General features: G+C 72.2%; 18 protein-coding genes. 10 read left to right on the forward strand and 8 right to left on the reverse strand.

The features are described 5' to 3' along the window. Positions 1–65: 65 nt before the first annotated feature. Positions 66–1,634, reverse strand: coding sequence for an ArnT family glycosyltransferase (locus tag ACLJQM_RS12505; RefSeq protein WP_410631312.1), 1,569 nt, complete (start codon positions 1,632–1,634; stop codon positions 66–68). A gap of 170 nt (positions 1,635–1,804) precedes the next feature. On the opposite strand from ACLJQM_RS12505, the gene ACLJQM_RS12510 reads away from it, so the two are divergent. After that, positions 1,805–2,626: a CPBP family intramembrane glutamic endopeptidase gene (locus ACLJQM_RS12510; protein ID WP_410631313.1), complete on the forward strand. Its 822-nt coding sequence runs from the start codon at positions 1,805–1,807 to the stop codon at positions 2,624–2,626. Here ACLJQM_RS12510 and ACLJQM_RS12515 read toward each other — a convergent pair. From ACLJQM_RS12515 to ACLJQM_RS12535, 5 genes are all read right to left on the reverse strand, one after another. Further along, positions 2,610–3,284 (reverse strand): response regulator, encoded by a 675-nt coding sequence (locus ACLJQM_RS12515; protein WP_247022523.1) that lies wholly within the window; start codon positions 3,282–3,284, stop codon positions 2,610–2,612. The genes ACLJQM_RS12510 and ACLJQM_RS12515 overlap by 17 nt on opposite strands. Next, complete coding sequence (locus ACLJQM_RS12520; protein ID WP_410631314.1) at positions 3,281–4,426, reverse strand: sensor histidine kinase; 1,146 nt, start codon at positions 4,424–4,426, stop codon at positions 3,281–3,283. The genes ACLJQM_RS12515 and ACLJQM_RS12520 overlap by 4 nt, the downstream gene beginning before the upstream one ends. A 92-nt stretch (positions 4,427–4,518) precedes the next feature. Next, entirely contained in the window at positions 4,519–6,039 is a 1,521-nt protein-coding gene (locus tag ACLJQM_RS12525; protein ID WP_410631315.1) for an alpha/beta hydrolase, read from the reverse strand. Between the two features lie 84 nt (positions 6,040–6,123). Then, the gene (locus ACLJQM_RS12530; RefSeq protein WP_410631316.1) at positions 6,124–7,497 is read right to left on the reverse strand and encodes an endo-1,4-beta-xylanase; all 1,374 of its coding nucleotides are present in this window, start codon (positions 7,495–7,497) and stop codon (positions 6,124–6,126) included. 145 nt (positions 7,498–7,642) lie between these two features. Continuing rightward, positions 7,643–8,632: a PaaX family transcriptional regulator C-terminal domain-containing protein gene (locus ACLJQM_RS12535; RefSeq protein WP_247022531.1), complete on the reverse strand. Its 990-nt coding sequence runs from the start codon at positions 8,630–8,632 to the stop codon at positions 7,643–7,645. A 210-nt stretch (positions 8,633–8,842) separates the two neighbouring features. Here ACLJQM_RS12535 and ACLJQM_RS12540 point away from each other — a divergent pair, with 210 nt between their 5' ends. The 9 genes from ACLJQM_RS12540 to ACLJQM_RS12580 all read left to right on the forward strand — a co-directional run bounded on the left by ACLJQM_RS12540 (position 8,843) and on the right by ACLJQM_RS12580 (position 18,040). Continuing rightward, positions 8,843–9,760 (forward strand): transporter substrate-binding domain-containing protein, encoded by a 918-nt coding sequence (locus tag ACLJQM_RS12540; RefSeq protein WP_410631317.1) that lies wholly within the window; start codon positions 8,843–8,845, stop codon positions 9,758–9,760. Then, positions 9,757–10,632, forward strand: coding sequence for an amino acid ABC transporter permease (locus ACLJQM_RS12545; RefSeq protein WP_247022534.1), 876 nt, complete (start codon positions 9,757–9,759; stop codon positions 10,630–10,632). Before ACLJQM_RS12540 ends, ACLJQM_RS12545 begins: the two co-directional genes overlap by 4 nt. Beyond that, positions 10,629–11,414: an amino acid ABC transporter ATP-binding protein gene (locus ACLJQM_RS12550; RefSeq protein WP_360781573.1), complete on the forward strand. Its 786-nt coding sequence runs from the start codon at positions 10,629–10,631 to the stop codon at positions 11,412–11,414. Before ACLJQM_RS12545 ends, ACLJQM_RS12550 begins: the two co-directional genes overlap by 4 nt. Next, entirely contained in the window at positions 11,411–12,550 is a 1,140-nt protein-coding gene (locus tag ACLJQM_RS12555; RefSeq protein ID WP_360781572.1) for a CapA family protein, read from the forward strand. The genes ACLJQM_RS12550 and ACLJQM_RS12555 overlap by 4 nt, the downstream gene beginning before the upstream one ends. Then, positions 12,547–13,785, forward strand: a complete 1,239-nt coding sequence (locus ACLJQM_RS12560) for a CaiB/BaiF CoA transferase family protein (RefSeq protein ID WP_410631318.1) — start codon at positions 12,547–12,549, stop codon at positions 13,783–13,785. Before ACLJQM_RS12555 ends, ACLJQM_RS12560 begins: the two co-directional genes overlap by 4 nt. Beyond that, the gene (locus ACLJQM_RS12565; protein ID WP_360781570.1) at positions 13,782–14,786 is read left to right on the forward strand and encodes a 2-hydroxyacyl-CoA dehydratase family protein; all 1,005 of its coding nucleotides are present in this window, start codon (positions 13,782–13,784) and stop codon (positions 14,784–14,786) included. Before ACLJQM_RS12560 ends, ACLJQM_RS12565 begins: the two co-directional genes overlap by 4 nt. Further along, positions 14,783–16,006 carry a 2-hydroxyacyl-CoA dehydratase gene (locus ACLJQM_RS12570; RefSeq protein WP_410631319.1) on the forward strand — a complete coding sequence of 408 codons (1,224 nt, stop codon included), beginning with the start codon at positions 14,783–14,785 and terminating at the stop codon, positions 16,004–16,006. Before ACLJQM_RS12565 ends, ACLJQM_RS12570 begins: the two co-directional genes overlap by 4 nt. Positions 16,007–16,033: 27 nt before the next feature. Then, entirely contained in the window at positions 16,034–17,380 is a 1,347-nt protein-coding gene (locus ACLJQM_RS12575; RefSeq protein ID WP_410631320.1) for a DUF6351 family protein, read from the forward strand. Between the two features lie 138 nt (positions 17,381–17,518). Further along, positions 17,519–18,040: a hypothetical protein gene (locus tag ACLJQM_RS12580; protein WP_410631321.1), complete on the forward strand. Its 522-nt coding sequence runs from the start codon at positions 17,519–17,521 to the stop codon at positions 18,038–18,040. Between the two features lie 230 nt (positions 18,041–18,270). Here the strand turns inward: ACLJQM_RS12580 and ACLJQM_RS12585 are convergent, their stop codons facing one another. Together ACLJQM_RS12585 and ACLJQM_RS12590 are read right to left on the reverse strand one after the other, a co-directional pair. After that, complete coding sequence (locus ACLJQM_RS12585) at positions 18,271–19,713, reverse strand: non-reducing end alpha-L-arabinofuranosidase family hydrolase (protein WP_360781562.1); 1,443 nt, start codon at positions 19,711–19,713, stop codon at positions 18,271–18,273. Between the two features lie 330 nt (positions 19,714–20,043). After that, complete coding sequence (locus ACLJQM_RS12590) at positions 20,044–21,354, reverse strand: glycoside hydrolase family 6 protein (RefSeq protein ID WP_410631377.1); 1,311 nt, start codon at positions 21,352–21,354, stop codon at positions 20,044–20,046. Between the last annotated feature and the right edge of the window lie 44 nt (positions 21,355–21,398).

A 21,398-nucleotide genomic window follows, 5' to 3' on the forward strand; every position in this document is an offset into this window, starting at 1 on the left:
TTCTCCTGGGGTTCACGGGCGGGTGGTACGCCACCAGCATGCCACAAAGTAGCTAGGAGTCCTACCTAAAACTGCGGCCGCCGGTAGATCGTGATCGAGTGGCCGACCTCGTCGATCGGCACGCTTCCGGAGAGCAGCGCCGTGAGCTGGGCGTCCGCCTTCGCGATGGCCGAGTCCGACACCGCGAGCAGCCCGTGGACCTCGTCCGGGGGCACGGTGCGGGGGTCGGCGGCGTCGATGCCGTACGCCGAGGGCACGCCGCTGCCCTTGTAGACGAGCCAGAGCCGGTCGTGCGGGTACCGCTGGTGCAGCCGGCCCAGGTCCTGGCCCCAGTCGACGTTCGAATCGTGCAGCCGGAGGTGGGTCTCGGCCGGGCCGCCGAAAGCCTCGTTGGAGTACGGCAGGTAGTAGGGGAACGTCCGCAGCGAGCTGACGGCGGCGAAGACGACCAGTGCGGCCACCGCGGCGTGCACCCACCGGCGGTGGACGACGACCAGGCCGGCCGCCGCGACGGCCAGGAACATCGGGACGGAAATCGCGTACCGGACGCCGAGGTCGCGGGTGCTGGTCATGGCCGCGGCCAGCAGCACGGCCGTGGGGACGAGCACGTACAGCGCCGCGGGACGCAGCCGCACGACCAGCACGACCGCGCCGGCGAGGCCGAGGGCCAGTGCGCCCAGTGGCAGCTTCACCAGCAGTGCCGCCGGGACGTAGTACCACAGCGCGCCGGGGTGGTAGGTCCCGAACAGGAACGTGCTCCACGTCCGGTCCTCGAAGGCGAACTGGACGCGCATCCCGTCGACGTACGGCCGGGGCAGCGGCAGCCACCCGGCGAGGGAGCGCGGGCCGTGCAGTGCCGGCAAGCCGGCGGGCTCCGCCCAGCGCAGCCGCGGATCCACCGCGAGGTAAGCGGCCCACACCACGGCGACCGCGATCAGGGCGACCCCGATCGCCGCCGCGACAGCGCGCCCGAGCCGTGGAACGGTTCGCCAGGAGGACACCGCGGCCAGGGTCAGCAGCACGGGAACCGCGGGAAGCGCGCTCATCTTCGTGGCCAGTGCGGCGCCCAGGGCGAGCCCGGCGAAGGGCAGGTACCGGGCCGGGCGGTCCCGGGCCCGCCACAGCAGCCACGTCGAAGTCAGCAGGAACCCGGTCACCGGGACGTCGAGGGTGGCCAGCGAGCCGTGCGCGATGACGTCGGGGGAGAACGCGTACAGCGCCAGCGCCGTCACCCCGCCCGCCGGGCCCGTCAGATCACGCGCGAACGCGAAGACGACCAGCCCGAACAGCAGCGTCAGCACGATCGTCGGCAGCCGCGCCAGGAACAGCAGCCGCCCGGGGTCGTTGCCCGGCTCGTACAGCACGTGCCGGCCCAGCTGCGTCTGGTCGCCGGCGAAAGCCGGGTCGAGGTGGACGTCGGCGAAGGCCAGCCCGCTCGCCACGATCAGCTTGCCCAGCGGCGGGTGCTCCGGGTTGTACCGGAGGCTGTGCTGCTCCAGGTAGACCGTCGCCGTGCCCACGTAGACCGGCTCGTCGATCGTCGGGGACTGCGCCACGGCCGTCGTGATCATCGCGATCGCCATCTCCGTGAGCAGCGCGACCACGACGAGCGGGAGCGACCACGGGCGAAGCACGAGGGACACCCCTTCCGCGCGCGAGAACCGGGTCACTCCTCAGGACGTCCGGCGGGCAGCCACGGTTCCCTCTCGAGAGCTACACAGGTGTCCGGCACGGAGTGACGCGGAACTGCACGGCTCGCTCGTAATCTCGCCGCACCCCGGAAAACTCGGCGAGAGGATGCCCGATGACCAGCCCCACCGAACGGAAGCCGGCGCTGCTGCGCTTCCGGGTTCCGCTCCTGCTCCTGGCCACCGCCGTGCTGCTGGTCGCGGCCCGCGGGCTCGACGCGCTCGTCGCGGGCGTGCCGGTCCTGCGGCTCCTGGTCGGGTTCGCCGCCGCCGCGGGCGCGGTCGTCGCCTACAAGTGGGTGGTCCGGCGGGTCGAAAACCGGGACGAGGTAACGGAACTGGCCACGCCGGGGCGCTGGGGTGGTCTCGGCCGCGGCGTGCTCGTCGGGGCCGGTGCCTTCCTCGCGACCATGCTGCTCGCCTTCGTCTTCACCGGCGCCGACGTCTCCGGCGGCTCGTTCTGGGCCTGCCTCGGCGTCGCCGGGTCGATGGCTTCGGTGGCGGTGACCGAGGAACTGCTCTTCCGCGGCGTGCTCCACCGCATCCTCGAACAACGCGTCGGCAGCGTGCTCGCGATCGTCGTTTCGTCGCTGCTCTTCGGCCTGACGCACCTGGTCAACGGCAACGCGACCCTGTGGGGCACGCTGGCCATCGCCGTCGAGGGCGGCGCCATGCTCGCCGTCGCCTACACCGCGACGCGGTCGCTGTGGCTGCCGATCGGCCTGCACTTCGCGTGGAACTTCCTCCAGGGCGGCGTGTTCGGCACCGCGGTTTCCGGCGCCGAAAGCGAACCCGGCCTGCTGCGGACCGTCCTTTCCGGACCGGACGCGCTCACCGGCGGCGCGTTCGGCCCGGAGGCCGGCCTGTTCGCGCTGCTCTGCTGCGGCACGGTGACGGCGCTGCTGCTGCGCCGCGCGAAGCTCATCCCGCGGCGCTGACCAGCCCGGTCCGGTAGGCCAGCACCACGGCCTGCACCCGGTCCCGCAGGTCGAGCTTGGTGAGGATCCGCGAGACGTACGTCTTCACCGTCTCCACGCTCAGCACCAGCTCGGCCGCGATCTCGGCGTTCGACAGGCCGCCGGCGATCAGCTCGAGCACCTCCCGCTCCCGCGGCGCGAGCCGGTCCAGGGGACCGCCGGCGGGCGCCACCGGCTGGAGCCGGTCGGCGTAGCGGCCGATGAGCGTCCGGGTCACCGCGGGGGAGAGCAGCGACTCGCCCCGCGCGACCGTGCGCACCCCCTCGGCGAGCTCGTCGAGGGGCGCGTCCTTGAGCAGGAACCCGCTCGCTCCGGCCCGCAGCGCGTCGTAGACGTACTGGCCGACGTTGAACGTCGTGACGATCAGGACCTTCGCCGGGTTCGCGGCGTCGGGGCCGGCGACGCGCCGGGTCACTTCGATCCCGTCCAGCAGCGGCATCTGGATGTCCATCACGACGACGTCCGGGCGCAGCCGGCCGATCTCGGTGAGCGCGTCGCGGCCGTTCCCGGCCTGTCCCACGACCTCCATGTCCGGCTGGGCGCCGAGCACGGCCACGTACCCCGCGCGGATGAGCTGCTGGTCCTCGCAGATCAGCACGCGGATCGGGTCGTCGGTCATCGGTCGCTCCCGGCGGGGATCTCGGTGGTGGGGAAGGCGGCGCTGACGCGGAAGCCGTCCCCGGACGGCCCCGCGCTGAACCGGCCGCCGAGCGCGCCGACCCGGTCGCGCAGCCCGGCCAGCCCGCGGCCGCCGGAGCCGAGCGCACCGGCCGCCGTCGGCGGACCCTCGGTGGTCACCTCGATTTCGAGGAGGTCCGCACCGTAGCCGACGCGCACCTTCGCGGGCCGCCCGGCGGCGTACTTGGCCGCGTTGGTCAGCGCTTCCTGCACGATCCGGTACGCGGTGAGCTCGGTTTCCGCCGGCAGCTCCGGGCGTTCGCCCGCTTCGACGAGTTCGACGTCCCGGCCCGGCTGCTCGACGAGGCCGCGCAACGCGCTCAGTCCTGGTGTGCGCGCGCCGGTCGCTTCGAGGACGCCGAGCAGGAACCGCAGCTCGGTGAGCGCGTCGCGGCCCGAGCCGGTGATGGCGGCGAAGACGCCGGGGGCGTTCTCGGGCGGGAGGTACCGGGCGGCGTCGGCCTGGACGACCATGGCCGTCACGTGGTGGGTGACGACGTCGTGCAGTTCACGCGCGAGCCGGGCCCGCTCGTCCGCCGCCGCGGCCCGGGCGGTGAGCCGCCGCCGTTCGGCTTCCTGCCGCCGTCGTTGCCGCACCAGCGCGCCCAGCGACCAGAACAGGCCCAGCACGACGTAGTAGACGGCGTAGGTGAGCAGTTCCGTGGGGGAGCCGCGCAAGGTGACCAGGACCGCGAAGAGGACGTAACCCGCTGACACCGCGATCGGCGCCGCCCGGCGGAACCGCTCCTCGCGCGCCCCGGCCGAATAGAGCGCGAAGTACAGCGCGAGACTGCCGACCGTCGGGGGGTACGCGAGCACTTCGTGCGCCGCGAAACAAGTCGCGATGACCGCCAGGCTCGCCGCGGGCCACCGGCTGCGCACCGCCAGCGGGAGCGTCTGCCCGAGCACCAGCAGGAGCGCCGCGGCCCCGCCGTCGTGCCTCGGCAGGTCGCCGAACTGCGCCCCGATCATCGACAGCACCGGCACGAACGCGGCGGCGGTGACGACCGCGGCGAGAGCGCCGTCCCTGGCCGCCGGGGTCACGCGCGCCCAGCGGTCCCGGAGACGTCCCAGCGTCGGCATGGCGGGGAGCCTAGCGAGGCCGGGCCCTTCGTGGTCGCGCCGCTGCCCATCGCCCTCGGGGAGAGCGATGGGCAGCGGCGCACCGGACCGGATCAGTGTGCGGTGACGTCCGTGCAGTCGAGGTCCTTCTCCGGCAGCCGCCCGCTGTCGAGGAACGTGACGGTCGCGTTGTCGGCGCACGCCGAACCCTCGTGGTAGACGTAGTGCCCGCCGTTGTCGACCCCGACGAGCGCCGCGCGGTTCCCCAGGGCGCGGCGCAGCCCGACGCCCGACTCCCACGGCGTGGCGTGGTCGCGGCGGTTCTGCAGGATGAGCGTGTTCCGCGCACCCTGGTCCGTCACGGTGACCGGCTTCTCCACCGGTTTCGGCCAGAACGCGCACGGCCAGATGTTCGCCGGCATGCCCGCGGTCAGGGGCCAGGCCTTCCGGTCGGCGGCCGTGGCACCGGCGTAGCTGCCGACGTCGTGGGACCACTCGGCGTCCCCGCAGGTGAGGGCCAGGAACATGGCCGCCTGGTTGTCCGCGGGCACCCCCGGGGCCGCCGGGCTGTCGGCGAAGACCTGCTGGACGACCTTGCCGTCGGCTTCGGTGAGGTGGCCGTCGGCCAGGTCCGCGGCGGCCTTCCAGACCTGGGCGAGCACCGGCAGGGTGTTGTTGTGGATCAGCAGGGCGTAGGTGACCCCGCGCAGCATCGCCCCGCTCAAGGACTGGTTCGTGCCCGGGACCGGCGCCGGCGTGCGGTCGAGCCGGTCGGCGAGCGCGAGGTAGGTCCGGGTGACGTCCTCGGGGGTCTTGCCGAGCCCGAGGGAGACGGCGACGGCGGCCGCGTCCGGGAACCGCTCGGCCATGCCCTTGCCCCAGCTCCGCGCTTCCCCGGCCCAGACGTGGGCGGGGTCGACGTTGCCTTCGAGGACCACGCGGTCGGTGTGGTCCGGGAACAGCGTGCCGTAGACGGTGCCGAGGTAGGTGCCGTACGACTGGCCCCAGTACGAGATCTTGGCTTCGCCGAGCGCTTCGCGGACGCGGTCGAGGTCGCGGGCGGTGTTGGCGGTGGTGAAGTGGCGCAGGTTCTCCCCGGCCTCGGCGGCGCACTTCCCGGCCGTGGCGCGGGCGGCCTCGACGTTCGCGTCGATCGAGCCGTCGGCGGCGGGGAAGGGGAACAGCGCGGCGACGCTGGGGTTTTCGAGTCCGCAGGTCTGCGGGGTGCTGGTGCCGACGCCGCGCGGGTCGAAGCCGATCAGGTCGTAGCCGTCCAGGACGGACTTCGGCAGCGTCGGCGCCATCGCGCCGGGGGTGTCGAGACCCGGCAGCGCCGGACCACCCGGGTTCAGCAGCAGGACGCCGTGCCGCTTCGCGGGATCGGTGGCGCCCAGCCGGGAGACGACGACCTCGATCGCCGTGCCGTCCGGCCGGCCGTAGTCGAGCGGGACCTTCACCTTCGCGCAGGTGAGCCGGGGATCGCGGGCCGTGCCCGGCGCCGCCGCCGGGCACGGCCCCCATGCGAGCGCCGCGGCCGCCGGGTGGTCTTCGTCGTCCGCGCTGTCGCAGGCGGCCACCCCGGAAACGGCCAGTGTGGTGACCGCGAACGCCGCGGCCAGTCGTGTTTTCCTCATGGGGGCGAAATTAGCGAGCACCGGCAAGGGAAAACGTCACCCCGGAGCGAGCAACGGGTGTAGCTCGCCCGGGGGACAGAAGGCTCAGGAACTGCTGCAGCTGACGCTCGGCCAGTTCCAGTTCCCGTTGTGCTGGATGGTGACACCCCAGTTGTTGCCGTTGCCGTTGGGTGTCGCGACGAGGACCTGGCTGCTGGGCCACGTGGCGTTGATGTTCCAGGTGGCGCTGATCCTCGCCGGGCTCGGCACGGTCATGGTGACCGTCCACGAACTGGCGCCGCTGACCGAGACGTTGAGGTTGTACCGGTCGCTCCACGACTGCCCCGCCGACAGCGAAGCGGTGCAACTGCCCCCGCCCGGTGTGGTCGTTGTCGTCGGTGTCGTCGTGGGATCCGTCGGTGTGGTGGTGGGGGTCGTGGTCGTGCCCCCGCCGGAGTTGAGGACGTTCAGCACCGAGTTGTACGCGGCTTTCTTGTTCCCGTTGCCGTCGAACAGAAGCGGGCTTTCATTCGAGCGCCAGGAATCGCTGTCGCGCACGCCCCACACGGTGATGCCGACGCACCGCGCGACGTTCATGCACGCCTGGGTCAGCGCGGCGTACTGCGAGGTCGACGAGTTCGTGACGTCGACTTCGGTGAGCGCCACGTCGACGCCGAGCGCGGCGAAGCTGGAGATCGTGGTCTGGAGGTTGCTCGGGACCGAGCTGCCTCCGGTGAAGTGGGCCTGCAGGCCGACGCAGTCGATCGGGACGCCGCGGGACTTGAAGTCCCGCACCATGTTGTAGACGCCCTGGGTCTTGCCGTAGTTCCAGTTGTCGATGTTGTAGTCGTTGTAGCAGAGCTTGGTCGACGGGTCGGCCGCGCGCGCGGTCTTGAAGGCGACCTCGATCCAGTCGTTGCCGGTGCTCTGCAGGTTCGACGAGCGGCGGCTGCCGTCTTCGTTGAAGGCTTCGTTGACGACGTCCCAGTACGCGAGTTTCCCTTGGTAGTGGGCCATCACCTTCTGGATGTGGTTGATCATCGCGTTGCGGAGTGAACTGCCGCCCATGTTCTGCATCCAGCCCGGCTGCTGGGCGTGCCAGGCCAGGGTGTGCCCGCGGACCTTGGCGCCGTGGCCGACCGCCCAGTTGTAGATCTGGTCGCCGGAGGAGAAGTTGAACTGGTTCTGGTTGGGCTCGGTCGCGTCGGGCTTCATCTCGTTCTCGGGCGTCACCATGTTGAACTCGCGCGCGGCGATCGTGGTGTAGGCCGAGTTCCCGAGCTTGCTCGCGGCGATCGCGGTGCCGAAGTACCGGCCCGACTGCGCGGCCGCGGCGCCGAGGGTACTGGCCGCGGCGTCGGCGCCGGGAGCGGTCACCAGGACGGCGGCCGTCGCGGCGACGGTGGCCACTCCCGCCAATGCCCGGGTGGCGGGCGATCGCCACCATTTGCTGTGCGGTCCCGCCGAAGTTCTTGCCATCCGTGGTCTCCTTGCCGGCACGCGATGAAGTCACTTACCGCAAGCAGAAGAACACGGCGTCTCGCCGTGTCGCAAAGACTTTCGATCGACTTTCGAGGCCGGAGCCCGGGCAGGTGCGCGTGCGCCCGGCGGGGGAAGTGCCGCCTCAGCGGTGCCGCGCGTCGTCCAGGCGGCGAGCCTCGGCGGCCTGCTCGAACGGGGTGTCGCCGGCCGGGTGGCGGTCGCCCAGGCCGGCGAACAACGCGGCCACCTTGACGGAGTCGTGGTGAGTGGCCAGCTCGGCCAGTTCGGGGTCGGTGGCCGCGAGCACCTGCCGGAACCGGAGCTCGGCCAGCGGGCCGAGGCGGTCGTAGATCTGCAGGAACACCTTCTGGGCCCGGTCGCGCGCCCAGCCGGCGGGCAGCAGCTCGGCGGGCAGGTCCGGGTCGGTCTCGGGGAACCGCCGCCAGTCCACGCGCAGTTCGGTACGGGTGTGCAGCGCCTGCGCCGGGCTGATCAGGCCGGCGTCCAAGCCGGTGAGCACCTGCTCGTAGCGCTCGACGAACCCGTCGTACTCCCGGGCGAGCGGCTCGAGGTCGAACGCCGCGACCGCCGCGCCCGAGCCGGGAACCTCGGTGGCGCGGAAGACCGTCGCGCTGCGGAGGTCGAGCTCGCGCAGCGCGGTGAGCGCGGGTTCGGCCAGGTCGTGCGGGCTGACCCACACCCCGTCGTAGAGGGCGGCGAACCGCAGCACCCGCAGCCGCGACCGCAACGCCGTGCGCAGCCCCCGCTCCTGCTCCGGCACCGAGAACGTGACCACCGTCCACTGCCCGTCCCACGCGGGTGCGCTCGTGCCGAAGGTCAGCATCCGGTGCGTGCGCTCGATGATCACCTCGGACGTGCGCGCGGGGATGCCGTACGCGGTCGTCCGCCCGCTGCGCGACACCGTGAGCAGGCCGCGGGCGGCGAGCCGGCGGATCGCCGCCCGCGCGCTCGCCGGGCTGATGTCGAACTCGCCGAGCAGCTGCACCAGCGCGGCCGAGGGGATGTGCTCGTCGCGCCAGTACCAGAAGTCGCCGAGCAGGGACGTCAGCAGCAGCTGGGGCTCGGCTCCCTGCTGGGAGCGGGGCAGCGGCCCCGAGGGCGTCGCTGTCATCGCGCGCGTGCCTCTTCCGGGTTCGGGTCGGCGGCCGGCCGGGTGTGCCCGCCGCGGGTGTCCATGGTGGCAGTGCCGTCCGGGTGGCCGCTCCGAGGGGGTTGAATCACGCGACACATCATGCGACGATCGGCGCCAAGATAGCAACCAATTGATCCCTCGGGTTCCCGCGCCGCCTGCTCCGGGTGGCCTTCCTCAGGAAGAAACGACATGGGCTCCTCTCTTCGTCAATGGCGTCGAAGCTCGCTCGCCGCGGTCGCCGCCGGGCTCGTCCTGGCCGGCTGCACGGTCGAGGACGGCGCGGCCCCGGCGCCCACGGCCGCCGCGCTGACCGCCGACACCGCGTTGCACGACCAGCTGCCCCAGGCGGTCAAGGACTCGGGCGTCCTCCGGTTCGCCGGCGACTCCCACCCGCCGTACCGCACCGTCGGCCCGGACGGGAAGACCGTCACCGGCATCGACCACGACTTCCAGCAGGCGCTCGGCCAGCTCCTGGGCGTGCGCACGGAAACCACCATCGTCAGCGGGCTCCCGGCCGCGCTGCAGGGCATGCTCAGCGGCCGCTACGAAGCCTTCAACGGGCCGGTGAAGGCCACCGCCGAACGCGAGAAGCAGTTCGACACCGTCACGTGGATGACCACGCGGACCTCCTACGTGATCCCCGAAGGCTCCGCGGCGGGCATCAAGCAGGCCGCCGACCTGTGCGGCAAGCGCGTCGCCGTGGTCACCGCCAGTGTCGTGGAGGACCAGCTCGCCAAGCTGTCGAAGTTCTGCGAAGGCGCGCGGAAGCCGGCCGTGCAGGTGGTCGGGCTCGACGACACGAACGCCACCCTGCTGGCCGCGAAGTCCGGCCGCGCCGAGGCCGCCGGGATGACCCAGGCGGCCGCGATCGACGTGACCACCCAGCAGAAGGGGCAGTACGAGTACGTGACCCAGACCGAGGAGCAGGGCGCCACGAAGGACAACCTCGCGCTGTACACGCCGAAGGCCGGCAAGCTCGGACCGGTGCTGCAGAAGGCTTTCGAGGAACTCTTCCGCAACGGCACCTACACGCGGATCATGCACCAGTGGGGCCTCGGCGACGTCACGGTCCCGCAGCCGGTCTTCGACGCGGCGTCGGCGAAATGACCGCGGTGTCCACAGTGGAGGAAACGACGGCGCCCCCCGACGACGTCGCCGCCGCCCGCGGCCGGTTCCGCCCGCTGCGCTGGCTGTTCGTGCTCGTGCTGGCCGTGCTGCTCGCGCAGCTGGTCGTCTTCCTGGCCGGCAACTCCCGGTTCCAGTGGGACGTCGTGGTGAAGTACCTCTTCGAGAAGAGCGTCATGGCCGGCCTGGGCACCACGGTGCTGCTCGCGGTCGCGGCGATGGTGCTCGGCTCGCTGGCCGGTGGCGTGGTCGCGGCGATGCAGCTGAGCGGGTTCGGGCCCGCCCGCTGGGTGGCGACGCTGTGGGTGGGCCTCTTCCGCGGGATCCCGCCGCTGGTGCAGCTGATCTTCTGGTTCAACCTCGCCTACCTGCTGCCGAAGCTCTCGATCGGTATCCCGTTCGGCCCGGTGTTCGGCACGTGGGACGCCAACAGCGTCATCACGCCGCTGACGGCCGCGGTGCTCGGCCTGTCGCTGGTCGAATCGGCCTACCTGGCGGAGATCTTCCGCGCCGGGGTGTCGTCGGTCGACCCCGGCCAGCGCGACGCGGCCCGAGCGATGGGCTACCCGCCGGGCCAGACGCTGCTGCGGATCGTGCTCCCGCAGGCGATGCGCGTGATCATCCCGCCCGCGGGCAGCCAGTTCATCAACGTCCTCAAGGGCACCGCGCTGGTGTCGGTCATCGCGATGTCGGACCTGCTCCACTCGGTGCAGGTGATCTACAACCGCACCTACGAGATCGTGCCGATGCTGCTGGTCGCCTGCTTCTGGTACCTGGTCGTGGTCACCGTCCTGACCGCCGGGCAGCGCCGGCTGGAGCGCCGGTTCTCCCGCGGCCACCGGGACGTCCGATGACCGCCCCCGTGCTGCGGATCAGCGACGTCCGCAAGGAGTTCGGCCCGGTGACCGCGCTCGCGGGCGTCAGCCTCGACGTGCACGAGGGTGAGGCGGTCGTGGTGATCGGGCCGTCGGGCTCCGGCAAGTCGACGCTCGTCCGCTGCGCCCACCAGCTGGAGCCGATCGACGGCGGGGCGATGTACCTCGACGGCGAGCTGCTCGGCCACCGGCGCTCCCCGGGTGGCCTGCGCCCACTGACCGAGCGGCGGATCGCCGCCCAGCGCCGCCGGATGAGCATGGTCTTCCAGCAGTTCAACCTGTTCCCGCAGTTCACCGTGCTGCGCAACGTGACCGACGCGGCGATCCACGTCCACGGGCGCGATCGGTCCACTGTGGAGCGAGAGGCCCGTGAGCTGCTGGAGCGCATCGGGCTGGCCGGGCGCGAGGACCACTACCCGCGGCAGCTCTCGGGTGGGCAGCAGCAGCGGGTCGCCATCGCCAGGGCTGTGCTGGTCCGGCCGCGGATCATGCTGTTCGACGAGCCCACCAGCGCCCTCGACCCGGAACTCGTCGACGAGGTCCTTGCCGTTCTGCGAAACCTCGCCGCGGCGGGCACGACGATGGTCGTGGTCACCCACGAAATGGCCTTCGCCCGCGAGGTGGCCGACCGGTGCGTGTTCATGGAAGCGGGCCGGATCGTCGAGGAAGGGCCGCCGGGTGAGCTGTTCGCGCGGCCGCGGACCGAGCGGCTGCGGGCCTTCCTGTCCCGTCATCTGTCCGAAAAGGAGGGTGTTTCGTGATCACTGTCGGCGCCGTCGGCGACCTCATCCTGGACGAGCCGGACCCGGAATCGTTCCTCGCCCCGGCCGCGCCGGTGCTGCGGGGGATGGACCTGGCCATCGGGCACGTCGAGGTGCCGCACTCGACCACGGCGGTCTCGCGCAGCACCGACGTCCCGGCGCCCCCGTCGGACCCGGAAGCGCTGAAAGCGGTGGCCGATGCGGGCTTCGCCGTCGTCACCCTCGCGGGCAACCACGTCTGCGACGCCGGGGACGGCGGACTGGCCGACACCATCGCCTACTCCCGCGCGGCGGGGATGGTGACGGCGGGGGCCGGGCCGGACCTCGCGCAGGCCCGCCGCCCGGCGATCGTCGAGCGCGGGGGGCTGCGCATCGGCGTGCTGTCCTACAACTGCGTCGGCCCGCGCGACTCGTGGGCGACCTCCCGCAAGCCCGGCTGCGCGTACGTCCACGTCCTCACCCACTACGAGCTCGACCACGCGAGCCCCGGCGGGCCGCCGAAGATCTACACCTTCGCCGACCCCGACAGCCTCGAGGCGATGGCCGAAGACGTGCGCGCCCTGCGTGCCGAGGCCGACGTCGTGCTCGTGTCGCTGCACAAGGGCGTCGGGCACACCCCGGTCACGGTCGCGATGTACGAAGGCCCGGTCGCCCGCGCGGCGGTCGACGCCGGGGCGGACGCCGTGTTCTCCCACCACCCGCACATCATGCGCGGCATCGAGGTCCACCGAGGGCGGCCGATCTTCCACGGGCTGGGCAACTTCGTCACCGTCACCCACGCCCTCACGCCGGGAGCCGGCGTGGGCGCGGACGAGCTGCGCGCGTGGGCCGAGCGGCGGACCGAGCTCTACGGCTTCGCGCCGGACCCCGCCATGCCGTTCTTCCCGTTCCACCCCGAAAGCCGCAACACCGCCATCGCCTTCTGCCGTTTCGACGGAACCGGGTTGCGTGAAGCCGGTTTCGTCCCGTGCTGGATCGACGACCACGGCCGTCCGGTGCCGGTCGGCGGCACCGCGCGAGGCGAGGCCGTGACCCAGTACGTCGAGGACATCACCCGCGGGGCCCGGCTCAACGGCCGGTTCACCCCGCGCGGCACCGAAGTGCTCGTCGATCTCTCCGAGGGGGCTCCTTCATGACCGACCAGCCACTGGCCGGCCGCACCGTCGTCGACCTGACCACCGCGCTCGCCGGGCCGTACGCGACGCTGCTGCTCGCCGGGCTCGGGGCGACCGTGATCAAGGTCGAGAACCCGGCCACCGGCGGGGACTCCTCCCGCAACAACGCGCCCTACGTCGGCCGGGACGGGCTCAACCTCGCCCGGCGGCACGACGACGACCTGTCGGTGTCGATGCTGCTGCGCGGCCGCAACAAACTCAGCGTCACCCTCGACCTGAAGAACCCGCGGTCGCACGCGGTGTTCACCGACCTCGTCCGCGACGCCGACGTCCTGGTCGAGAACTACAGCCCGGGCGTCACCGACCGGCTCGGCATCTCCTACGCCCACGTCCGGGAGGTCAACCCCCGGCTCGTCTACACCTCGATCAGCGGGTTCGGCGCCCAGGGCGGCCCGGGCTCCGGCAAGGCGATGGACTCGATCATCCAGGCGCTGAGCGGCGTGATGATGACCGCGGGCGAGCCCGACGAAGGCCCGGTCCGGTTCGGCCTGCCGATCGGCGACCTGCTGGCGCCGCTGTTCGCCGTCGTCGGCACGGTGTCGGCGCTGCTGCAGGCCGAACACACCGGCGAGGGTCAGCATGTCGACGTGTCGATGCTCGGCGCGCTGACCTCGCTGGTCGCGTGCGAGCCGTTCGACGCTTTCGAGGCGGTCGGCCTGCCCCAGCGCACCGGCTCGATGGTGCCGCGGCTGGCGCCGTTCGGGATCCTGCCGGCGCTGGACGGCCACCTCGCGCTGTGCGCGCCGACCGACGCGTTCGCCCACGGCGTCCTCCGCGCGATCGGCCGGCCCGAGCTGGCCGGGGACGACCGCTACCGCACGCGCGACCAGCGCGTCGGCGCCGCCGACGAGCTCCACGACCTCATCCGCGAGTGGTGCCGGGTGCGGCCGCTGGCCGAGATCCTCGCCGCGTTCACCGCCGAAGGCGTGCCGGCCGCCGAGGTCCGCGAGCCGCGCGACGCCGTCCGCGACCCGCTGGTGCTGGCGCGCGAGGAGGTCGTGCCGCTGCGGCACCCGCGCCACGGGGACGTCGCCGACCTGGCCGGGACCGGCGTGCCGATCCGGTTCTCCGCCGCCCGCGTTTCGCTGGACCGGCCGGCGCCGGGGCTGGGGGAGCACAACGAGCACGTCTACCGCGAGCTGCTCGGCTACACCGAACAGCAGCTGGCGGACCTGGCCGCGGAGGCCGTGATTTGAGCGCCGTCGGGTACGTCGGCGCCGACGTACCGGTCGAGCTGATCACCGCGGCCGGCCTGCGGCCGCTGCGGCTGACCGGGAAGCCGGGCGAAGACAGCGCGGTCGGCGACCGCTACCTCGGCCGCGGCGTGGACCCGGTCGCCCGGTCGATCCTGACGCGGATCCTCGGCGGGGACTACGGGCCGCTCGAAGCCATCGTCGTCTCCCGCGACTGCGAAGCGTCGTTGCGCCTGTTCTACGCCTTGCGGGAGCTGCACCGGATCGAGCCGGCGCTGGGGCTGCCGCCGGTGCGCCTGGTCGACGTGCTGCACCTGCCGCACCACACGACCACCCGGTACGTCCACGCGAAGATCGCGCAGCTGCGCGAGTGGCTGGGCCGCTGGCGGCCGATCGGCGACGACGACCTCGCCGCGGCCATCACCGCGCACGACACCCTGCGCCGGTCGCTCGGCCGGCTCGCCGCCCACCGCCGGGCGAACCGCCTGAGCGGCACCCGGTTCCTCGAGATCGTCGCGGCGACCACCGCGGTGCCGGTCGCCGAGGCCATCGCGCTCGTCGAACGCGAGCCGGCCGTCGAAGGGCCCGAGGCCGAGGGGGTGCGGGTGTTCCTCACCGGCAGCTCCCACGACAGCCCTGCCGTTTACGAAACGGTCGAGCGCAACGGATTTCTCGTCGTGGGGGAGGACCACGACTGGGGCGAGCTGCTCTTCGCCCGGACCTGCGCGGCGCCGACGGAACTCGCGCTGGCCGAGCGCTACCAGCACAACGGCCCCGCCGCCCCGCGCGCGTCCATCCGGCAGCGGGCGGCGCACACCGCCGCGGCCGCACGCGCTTGCGGTGCGGAGGTGCTGTTTTCCTACGCGCGCGTGCACGACGACGCACCGCCGTGGGACTTCCCGGAACAGCGGGCCGCGACGGGACTGCCCGCGGTCCTGGCCGAGCGTCAGCCCTACGGCGAACTGACCGGCGAAGCGCTGGCGGCGCTGGGTGCGGCGGCATGAGCGCCCGGCTGACGTCAGCGACCACCGCGACCGCCCACCAGCGCGAGTGGTTCGCCCGGGTGCGCGCCGCCGAGGGGCCCCTGGCCCTGGTCAACGCGGACGCGCCGCAGGAGATCTTCCGCGCGATGGGCATCCCGTACGTGGTCAACCAGTGGTGGGCCTCGATCGTCGCGGCGAAACGCCAGACCCAGCGCTACCTCGGCCTGCTGCGCGAGCGCGGCTACCCCGACTACATCGAGCAGTACAGCGCCACGTCGCTGGCGTCGGCGTTCGAGACCGATCCCGGCCAGGCGCCGTGGGGCGGGCTGCCGAAGCCGTCGATCGTGCTCGGCGAGACGACCGGGGACGCGTCCCGCAAGATCTTCGACGTCTGGGACGCGCAACCCGGGGTCACCTACTACGCCCTGGAAAGCGCGGCGGAGAACGAGGTCCCGCAGCGGTGGTGGGAGCTGATGCCGCACCGCTGGGAGGAGGCGATCGGCAGCGACCGCCTCGACCTGCTGACCGGCGAGCTGACCGGGCTGATCTGTTTCTTGGAACAGACCACCGGACGGGTGTTCTCCGAGACGCGGTTCCGCGAAGTCCTGGCGCTGGTGAACGAGCAGCAGGAGTGGAACCGCCGCACCCGTGACCTCATCGCGGCCGCCCGGCCGTGCCCGATCGCCGTCACCGACGGCATCCCGAGCGTCATGGTGCCCCAGTGGCACCGCGGCACGGAGTGGGCGCGCGACGCCGCACGGGCGTTCCACGACGAGGTGCGCGACCGGATCGACGCCGGGGTCGCGGCGTGCCCGGACGAGCGGCTGCGGCTGATGTGGGTCGGCCGCGGGCTGTGGTTCGACCTCGACTTCTACCGGCGGTTCCAGGAGTCGCACGGCGCGGTCTTCGTGTGGTCGATGTACCTGGCCATCGCCGCGGACGGCTACCTGCGCTACGGCGACGACCCGCTGCGCGCGCTGGCCGCCCGGTTCGCCGCCTTCGGCGACCAGCTCTACACCCCGCCGTGGTCGGCGGAGTGGTACGTCAAGGAAGCCCGCCACCACGGCGTCGACGGCGTGGTCCACCTGGTCTCCGACGACGCCCGTGGCAGCTACTTCACGACCCGGGCGCTGCGGGCGGCGGGCATCCCGGTGCTCGAACTGCCCGCGGACAACGTCGACGCCCGCACCGGAGCCGAGCTGACCGCGCGGATGACCGCGTGGCTCGACGGACTGACCTGACCGTCCGAAAAGGACAGGAGTGTTTTCATGGGCACCAGGATCACCCTGCTGGCCGCGGCCGTGGTCGCCGCCGCCGCACTTCCTGCCACCGCCCACGCGGCGGAACTCTGCGTGGGCTCGGCGACGTGCGTCGGCGGGCAGCTGAGCGACGGCACGCCGTACAGCTTCGCCAAACCCGCGCGGTGGAACGGCGCCGTGCTGGTCGACCTGGACTTCGCCGCGGGCGGGCTGTCGAGCGCGCTCACCGCGAGCCTCCTGGGACGCGGCTACGCCGTGGGCGGCACCACCCGCACGGTCACCGGCTGGAACATCGCGCGGGCCATCGACAACCAGGCGGCGGCGCTCGGCCGCTTCGAGACCGCGTTCGGCCCCGCCCGGTACGCGATCGCCGAAGGCCGCTCGATGGGCGGGATGGTCGCCGCCGGCGTCGCGCAGGTGTACCCCGGCCGGTTCGACGCGGCCGTGCCGATGTGCGGCGGCCTCGGCGGCGCGGTGGGGCAGTGGAACCAGAAGCTGGACACCGTCTTCACGCTCAAGACCCTGCTGTTCCGGAACACGGCCCTCCCGGTGACCGGCATCCCCGCCGACGTCCCCGGCACCCAGCAGCAGTGGATCTCGGCGGTGACCGCGGCGCAGGCGACCCCGGCGGGCAAGGCGCGCATCGCGCTCGCGGCGGCGATCGGCCAGCTGCCGGGCTGGGGCCTGGCGCCCGACGGCACGACGACCCCGGTGCCGACCACCGCCGACGGCGTCGAGGAGGGGATGTTCCTGGCGCTGGCGGGCGGGCCGCTGCCCTACGTCGGGCAGGCGGTGAGCAGCCGCCGGGCGATCGAGCAGCTGGCGGGCGGGAACCCGTCGTGGAACACGGGGGTCGACTACGCGCGTCAGCTCACGACGGCGGCCCCGGAGCAGCGGGACACCGTGCGGCGGCTGTACGAACGCGCGGGGCTCGACCTGCGCGCCGACCTCGGCCGGCTCGCCGCCGAACCCCGCGTGTCCGCCGACCCGGTGGCGGTCCGCTACCTCGAGCGGGGCATCGTGTTCACCGGCGACCTGCGGATCCCGGTCCTCACCGTGAACGGCACCGGCGACCAGATCTCGACGGTGGCCCAGCAGGAGTCCTACGGCGCCTTGGCCCGCCGGCCGTCCCTGCTCCGCCAGACGTACGTCCGGACGGCCGGCCACTGCACGTACACGACCGGCGAGCAGCAGGCGGCGATCGACCGGACGCTGACCCGGCTGCGCACGGGCCACTGGCCCGACACGGCACCCCGGACGATGAACGAGCTGGCGACCGCCGCGGACGGCGTGCCAGGGCGTTACCTGCCCTACACGCCGCCGCGGTTCAACCGGATGTACCCCGCGGCCGGCTAGCGCCGCTTGCCACAGGTCGTCCGACAGCCGGACCCGAACAACCCCAATGGGGTTGTTTCATCTTGGTTGTGGCTGGTGGCAGTGGTTTGGTGGGCGTGTCTGGGTTGTGTGGCATGAAGCCCTCGGCAAGATCGAGATGTGAGTCAATCACCCGCCGAGGGCTTCGGCCCGATTTCTTACCAGGTCACCCTGCCGTTGTCGCGGCAGACCCTGGGCATGGTCGCCGACTTGATCCGTGCCCGGCGGCGTCGGTTGCGTTCCCGTTGGCGCAAAGCCGGCCCGGGCGGGCAGGCGCTGGTGGTGCTGCAACACGACCCGCGCCTGGCCGATCTGGGCGGCGGCATGAGCGTGTCGGCCTCGACGGTGCGGCGCTGGGTGCTGGAAGCCATCGCCTTGCTCGCCGCCCGCGCATCCCGGCTGGAGCGGGTGCTGCGGCGATTGGCCGCCGGTAAGGCGGGGGTGGTGCTGGTGGACGGGACTGTGAACCGGACCCGCCGCCGCACCGGCCAGGCGAACCGGGCCAACTACAGCGGCAAAGCGGACAAGGAGTTCCAGGGCCGGCACAAAGACGTTCGTGCCACCGTGACTGCACAGTCTGCGGCGGGGTATGCGAGCAGATCGTGCTGGCTCCCCACAAGGCCGAGGCCAACCGGCCGTTGACCAAGGCTCAGCAGCAGGCGTTCGCGGCGATGCGCTGGGCGGTTGAGGGCGGCTTCGCCGTCCTCAAACCTGGCGCATCCTCGACAAAGCGTCCGGCCCGCCCACACCTGAGCCATTACCAAACCCGATCAACCCACCCTGACCGGCTCGAACCACGATGAAACAACCCCGATGTGGCGTTGGGTGCGTCAGACGCACCCAACGCCACATCGGGGCGCTTGCCCGGGACGCTAGCGCTGCAGCGTCAGGAGGCCCGGCCGCCACGGGAGCTGGTCGTACGGGCCGCTCGCGTTGGGGGACTTGCCCTGGTAGAGGAGCTGGAGGTTGCAGGGGTCGATGGTCTTGGTCTGGTCGGGGTTGGTGCGGACGAGGTCACCGTGGCTGATGTCGTTGGTCCAGGAGGCGCCGCTGTTGGCCTTGCCGGCGAACGGGTTGCTCTCGCTCGCGGCCTGCGGGGTCCACGAACCGCCGAGGCTGCTGGCGGTGAAGGAACGGAAGTAGCGGCCGTTCGCCCCGATCGCCTCGACGATCATCAGGTACTGGTTCTGGCCCTGGACCTTGTAGACCTCGACCGCTTCGAAGAGGTTGTTCGTCGAGTCGCTCATGACGGTCGTGTAGTTCGCGCCGAAGCTGCCGGGGAAGTTGCCGATCGGCATGCTGGCCCGGTAGATCTTGCCGTTGTCACCGGCGAAGAACAGGTACATGTTCGAGCCGTCGGCGATCAGGGTCTGGTCGATCGGGCCGGTGCCGGAGCCGGAGATGCTGCCGGTGAACAGCGGTTGCGGCGACGACCAGCCGTTGGGGTTGGTGGGGTCGCTCGACGTCCGGTAGATGAACGGCCAGGCACCCCACTGGTAGGCGAGCACCCAGATGTTCTTCGGCGCGAAGTAGAACAGCGTGGGTGCCACGGTGCTCTGGTTCATCCCGGTCTGGCCGGCCGAAGCCATGTCGGACCAGTTCGTGAACGGCGTGAAGGCCATCGAGCCGTAGGTCGAGCCCGAGACGTTCGACGCGTAGACGAGGTGCTTGCCGTTGTAGACGACGTTGGTGAAGTCCTTCAGCGAGACCCACCCGTTCTTGGGTGTCGCCAGCACGCCGGACGAGGACCAGCGGTAGGTCGACGGGAGCGAGCAGGTGCCGCCGGGCGTGGTCGAGGTCGTCGGGGTCGTCGGGGTGGTCGAGAGGCCCGTCCACTTCTGGTTGCTGCCGCCGTGGCACGTCCACACCGTGACCGCGGTGCCGTTGGCCGTGCCGGCCCCCGTGACGTCCAGGCAGAGCCCGGACTGCACGCCGACGATCGTGCCGTCGGAGTTCAGCCGCCACTGCTGGTTGGCGCCGCCGTGGCACGTCCAGATCTGCACGCGGGTGCCGGCGGTCGCGCCGCCGGGGACGTCGAGGCACTTGGAGCCGAACACCGTCAGCAGGCCGGCGGCCGTCGACGTCCACTGCTGGCCCGCGCCGCCCGAGCAGTCGTAGATCTGCAGGGTGGTGCCGTCGGTCTGGTTGGCGTTGGGGACGTCCAGGCACCGGCCGGAACCGACGCCGTGCAGGGCGCCGGTGGAGTCGGCCAAGGCCGGCCCCGCCCCCAGCGTCACCGCGGTCACCACCGCCGCCGTGACCGTCGCCGCGGCGGCGAGCGCAGCGATCCTGCGGCTCGTGCTTCGTCTGTTCATGTCGACCTTCTCCCGGTCAGCTGCCTGACTGTTATCGCTAACATCCGCGGGACAGCCTGAGCTTCCGCGTCGACGGTTGTCAATCGGTGCGGCCGGGGTTCCGGGAAGCCGGCCGCCGGTCCGGGTGGCGGCGCACCTCAGGGGCGCGATCTTGTGTCCACAAAGGACGAAACCGTCGTGAAAGTTACATGCGCGCGGGGCCCGGATGTCCTTTTGTCGAGCTAGATTCCGAAAGTTTCGCGAGAATACCGGAGACCGCGCCCGGGCGCTACGGCGCGCGAGAACCCCCTCCGGGACGATCGGCCCCGGAGGGGGTTCGAGCGGGGGAACTCAGGCGCAGGAGGCGCCGTTCAACGTCGGCGACCCGAAGGGCGGTGCGCTGCCGGTGTAGTTCGCGTTGTAGCCGATCGTGGCGGTGGCGCCCGTGCCCAGCGTTCCGTTCCACGCCGCGTTGGCGACCTGGACGACGTCGCCGGTGTCGGTCCAGGTTCCGTTCCAGCCTTGGCTGACGGTCACGCCCGGGGCGGAGAAGGTGAGCGTCCAGTGATCGACCGACGTCCCGCGGTTCTCGATGACGATCTCGCCGGTGTACCCCGTCGACCACGTGCTGACCACCCGGTGCGTGACCTTGCAGCCGCCCGAGGGCTGCGGGGTCGTGGTGGTGGGCGTCGTCGGAGTGGTGGGGGTGGTGGTCGGCACCGGGCCGGCCGCGACGGCGAGGTCGTAGGCCCGCTGCGGGACGAACTGGCCGGCCGTGGCGAGGCAGCCGTCCGCCTCACCCGGCGGCTTGACCCAGAGGAAGGCGGCGATCCGGCTGTCGCCGGTCTGGTCGGTGCTCGGGGTGCCGATCGCGCGGCCGGCGGGGTCGCACCACTCGCTGCCCTGCGGCCCGTTGCCGTTGCGGCTCGTGTCGACCACCGCCTTCAGCCGCGAGTCGCCGACCTGGTCGAGGACCGCCTTGTCGTAGGCGACCTCGTCGCCGGTCGCGCGGTAGTTGGACACGTTGGTCGAGATGCCGTCGGCGCTGTTGGACACGTCCGCGGCCCGCAGCCGCGCCGCGGCGTCGCCGGGGGAGAGCCAGGCGGAGTGGCCGATGTCGAAGTACACCTTCGCCTGGGACGAGCCGGCCTTGAGCCGCTTGCCCGCGTACGCGATCGACGCGGTCGTCTGGCTCTGCTGGTCGCCGCTCTGGCAGCTGGTCATGAGCGCGAGCACGTCGGGTTCGAGCACGATCGCCGCGGGGCGCCCGGCCAGGCCGGCCGCCACCTGGTCGATCCACGCCCGGTAGGCGTCGTGCGACGGCGCGCCGCCGCCGCTGGCGCCGCCGCAGTCGCGGTTGGGGATGTCGTAGACGACCAGGATCGGGATCTTCCCGGCGGCGGCCGCGGCCCCGGTGTAGGCGTCGACCTCGCCGCGCACCGCCGAGGTGTTCGTGGTGGTGAACCACCTCGCCTGCGGCACCGCGGCCACGCGGTCGCGGATGACCGCGGCGCGCGAGTCGCCGGGGTTGGCCGCGACCCACTTGGCCGCGTTGGTGCCGGGGTCGGTGTAGAACGCGGAGCCCGCCGCCTGCGCACCCGCCCACGTGGTCGTGGCGACGACCCCGGTCACGGCCAGCGCGGCGAGCGCGCCGGCTGTCACTGTCCTGCTTCGCATGCACTTTCTCCTTCGAACGGATCGCCGGA

The organism is Amycolatopsis sp. cmx-4-83, assembly GCF_046548815.1.
Classification (GTDB): Bacteria; Actinomycetota; Actinomycetes; order Mycobacteriales; family Pseudonocardiaceae; genus Amycolatopsis; species Amycolatopsis pretoriensis_A.